This window comes from Polaromonas sp. P1_G2 (assembly GCF_056405515.1).
This window is the reverse complement of sequence record NZ_JBFUBY010000466.1, coordinates 1-2,771: the sequence shown is the minus strand read 5'-3', so window position 1 is coordinate 2,771 and position 2,771 is coordinate 1. Positions and strand designations below refer to the sequence as shown.

At 59.7% G+C, this 2,771-nt stretch carries 4 protein-coding genes and 1 pseudogene; all 5 read right to left on the bottom strand.

Going from position 1 to position 2,771, the window contains the following annotated elements:
- Positions 1-103 precede the first annotated feature (103 nt).
- Positions 104-463 carry a DUF167 domain-containing protein gene (locus AC1D0P_RS25265; RefSeq protein ID WP_477679244.1) on the bottom strand — a complete coding sequence of 120 codons (360 nt, stop codon included), beginning with the start codon at positions 461-463 and terminating at the stop codon, positions 104-106.
- Positions 438-911: a hypothetical protein gene (locus AC1D0P_RS25260; RefSeq protein ID WP_477679243.1), complete on the bottom strand. Its 474-nt coding sequence runs from the start codon at positions 909-911 to the stop codon at positions 438-440. The genes AC1D0P_RS25265 and AC1D0P_RS25260 overlap by 26 nt, the downstream gene beginning before the upstream one ends.
- 14 nt (positions 912-925) lie before the next feature.
- Positions 926-1,060, bottom strand: a complete 135-nt coding sequence (locus tag AC1D0P_RS25255; RefSeq protein WP_436156450.1) for a hypothetical protein — start codon at positions 1,058-1,060, stop codon at positions 926-928.
- A 47-nt stretch (positions 1,061-1,107) separates the two neighbouring features.
- Complete coding sequence (locus AC1D0P_RS25250) at positions 1,108-2,334, bottom strand: ribonucleotide-diphosphate reductase subunit beta (protein WP_477679242.1); 1,227 nt, start codon at positions 2,332-2,334, stop codon at positions 1,108-1,110.
- A gap of 131 nt (positions 2,335-2,465) precedes the next feature.
- A pseudogene (locus AC1D0P_RS25245) lies at positions 2,466-2,771 on the bottom strand (ribonucleoside-diphosphate reductase subunit alpha); the annotation flags it as partial.

The window sequence follows — 2,771 nt, the reverse complement described above, 5'->3', positions numbered from 1 at the left end:
GCGCTGGGCAACCGGGTTGGCGCACTGAAGATCGCGACGCGCGGCGGCCAGAACTACACGCTGACGGCTGCCCAGATCGCGGGCTGAACCTCGCCTCTTCTCATCAACCAGGCGAGCCATCCTCGCCCGCCGCTTTCACCAAGACATCCCATGCGGCCCGGCCGGCCGCCGCAGCGCTCACGCGCAGCTGCTTGCGCCTGGAGGCCTCTCCGCGCACCAGCGTGACTGCTTGCTGCGGAACGTCCAGGCAGCCGGCCAGCCATTTCACAAGCGCCTGGTTGGCCTTGCCGTCCACCGGTGGCGCCTGCAGCCGCAGGCGAAGTGCCTGCCGGCCGGCTTCGCCGTGCAGGCCTGCCGCCTGGGTTCTGGCGGCATTTGGCACCACGTGCACATCGACCAGCACATCGCCGTTCTTTTCCGTCCGCAGAAAAGCAAGGTCAGGCGGTGGTGTGGGCGGGGTCATGGTTGAGCAGGGCAGGCAATCGGGTGGATGAGGGAGTGGGCCGGGCATGAAAAAAGCCCGACATCTTTCGATATCGGGCTCTAAGCAGAATTACCTTACTGCTTACGGCTTGCTGGCTGTCGGAAACGGCCAGGCCGCTTGCGGGTTCAGAGTCGTCTGAGCCGCAGGCGCAGCCGCGGCAGCGGGCGCCTTGGCAGCAGGTTTTTTCGCGGCTTTCTTCGCAGCGGGCTTTTTCGCTGCTTTCTTGGCGGCAGGCTTCTTCGCAGCGGCTTTCTTGGCCGCTGGTTTCTTCGCTACCTTCTTCGCGGCCTTCTTGGCTGCCGGCTTTTTCGCTGCGGCTTTCTTCGCCGCTGGCTTCTTGGCCGCTACCCTTCTTRGCCGCTACTTTTTTCGCAGGGGCTTTCTTCGGAGCAGCTTTTTTAGCCGCAGTTTTTTTCGCAGTTGCCATAGTTTTCTCCTTGATCACGTTGCAAAGAGCACTTCACGGTTGGAGTACGTAAAGCGATTCACGGCGTTGGGCCCCGGATAAACCGGTCCCAGCGCCGCGAACACAGGAGCAAAGCCCAACGCGCACTCTGCGGTGCTGTCATTGGTCATTGCAATTCTAGAAATCATTGTCGGCTTGTGTTGCGCGTCTTGTTCAATCAATCCCAGGAAAGGGCACCACCGGACTGGTACTCGATCACGCGGGTTTCAAAGAAATTGCGTTCTTTTTTCAGGTCGATCATTTCGCTCATCCACGGGAATGGATTCTCCTCGTTGGGGAAGAGAGTTTCAAGTCCGATCTGCGTGGCGCGGCGATTGGCGATGTAGCGCAGGTAACCCTTGAACATGGAGGCGTTGAGGCCGAGCACGCCGCGCGGCATGGTGTCTTCGGCGTAGCGGTATTCCAGTTCGACGGCTTTCATGAACAGGGCCTTGATCTCGGCCTTGAACTCCGCCGTCCAGAGATGGGGGTTCTCGAGCTTGAGCTGGTTGATCAGGTCGATGCCGAAATTGCAGTGCATGGACTCGTCGCGCAGGATGTACTGGTATTGTTCTGCGGCGCCGGTCATCTTGTTCTGGCGGCCCAGGGCAAGGATCTGGGTGAAACCGACGTAGAAGAACAGGCCTTCCATCAGGCAGGCGAAGACGATCAGCGACTTGAGCAGGGTCTGGTCGGCTTCGGTGGTGCCGGTCTTGAAGTGCGGGTCGGAGATGACTTCAATGAAAGGGATCAGGAACTGGTCCTTGTCCTTGATGGACTGGACTTCGTTATAGGCATTGAAGATCTCGGCTTCATCCAGGCCCAGCGACTCGGTGATGTACTGGTAGGCGTGGGTGTGGATGGCTTCTTCAAAAGCCTGGCGCAGCAGGAACTGGCGGCACTCGGGCGCCGTGATGTGGCGGTAGGTRCCCAGCACGATGTTGTTGGCGGCCAGCGAGTCGGCAGTCACGAAGAAACCCAGGTTGCGCTTGACCAGGCGGCGTTCGTCCTCGGTCAGGCCGTTCGGGTCTTTCCAGAGGGCGATGTCGCGCGTCATGTTCACTTCCTGCGGCATCCAGTGGTTGGCGCAGGTGGCGAGGTATTTTTCCCAGGCCCATTTGTACTTGAACGGCACCAGCTGGTTGACGTCGGTCTGGCCGTTGATGATGCGTTTGTCGGAAGCCTTGACGCGCTGTGCCTTGGCGGGTTCTGCGGAGACAGGAGCCGAAGGGGCTGCGGCTTGTGCCGGTGTGAAGGCACCGTCGTTGAGCATGCGCACTTGCGCCTGGGGTTGCTCGGCGGCGTTAAAAGAAAGAGGCGGAAGTTCCATCGAGCGGCCTTCGGGCGAGCCGCTGTTCTGAGATGTTTGCAACGATGGTTTGACTTCTTCGTCCCAGGTCAACATAGAGGTTTCCAATACTGTGGGATTATGAAAGCAGCGATACAAAATGAAAAGTGTTCATTCACATCGCTACAAAATTGTGTTGCTCATATACATCGAATCGCGGGGCCGGGCGGTCCCGCGATTCAATGCTTTTATTGGCAGGCCTCGCATCCCGGATCGTCGATCGCGCAGAACTTGATGTCGGTGGCAGGCGTTGCATTCATCTGTGCCTGTGCTGCTGCGGCGGCCGTTTCGAGCGCGCTCATACCGCCGGCGGCGGGTGCGGAGCCGGACGACACCGAGTTCATCTTGCCCGCGGTCACGGTCGATTTCTCGGCGTGCGTCGCGCTCTGCGTGCGCAGGTAATAGGTGGTCTTCAGGCCACGCAGCCAGGCGAGCTTATAGGTGTCGTCGAGCTTCTTGCCCGAAGCGCCCGCCATATAGATATTGAGCGATTG

What these genes read in the sequence shown, in the direction of transcription:
- AC1D0P_RS25255 (WP_436156450.1), bottom strand. Translation starts at nt 1,060, where the DNA reads ATGACCAATGACAGCACCGCAGAGTGCGCGTTGGGCTTTGCTCCTGTG.
- AC1D0P_RS25265 (WP_477679244.1), bottom strand. Translation starts at nt 463, where the DNA reads ATGACCCCGCCCACACCACCGCCTGACCTTGCTTTTCTGCGGACGGAA.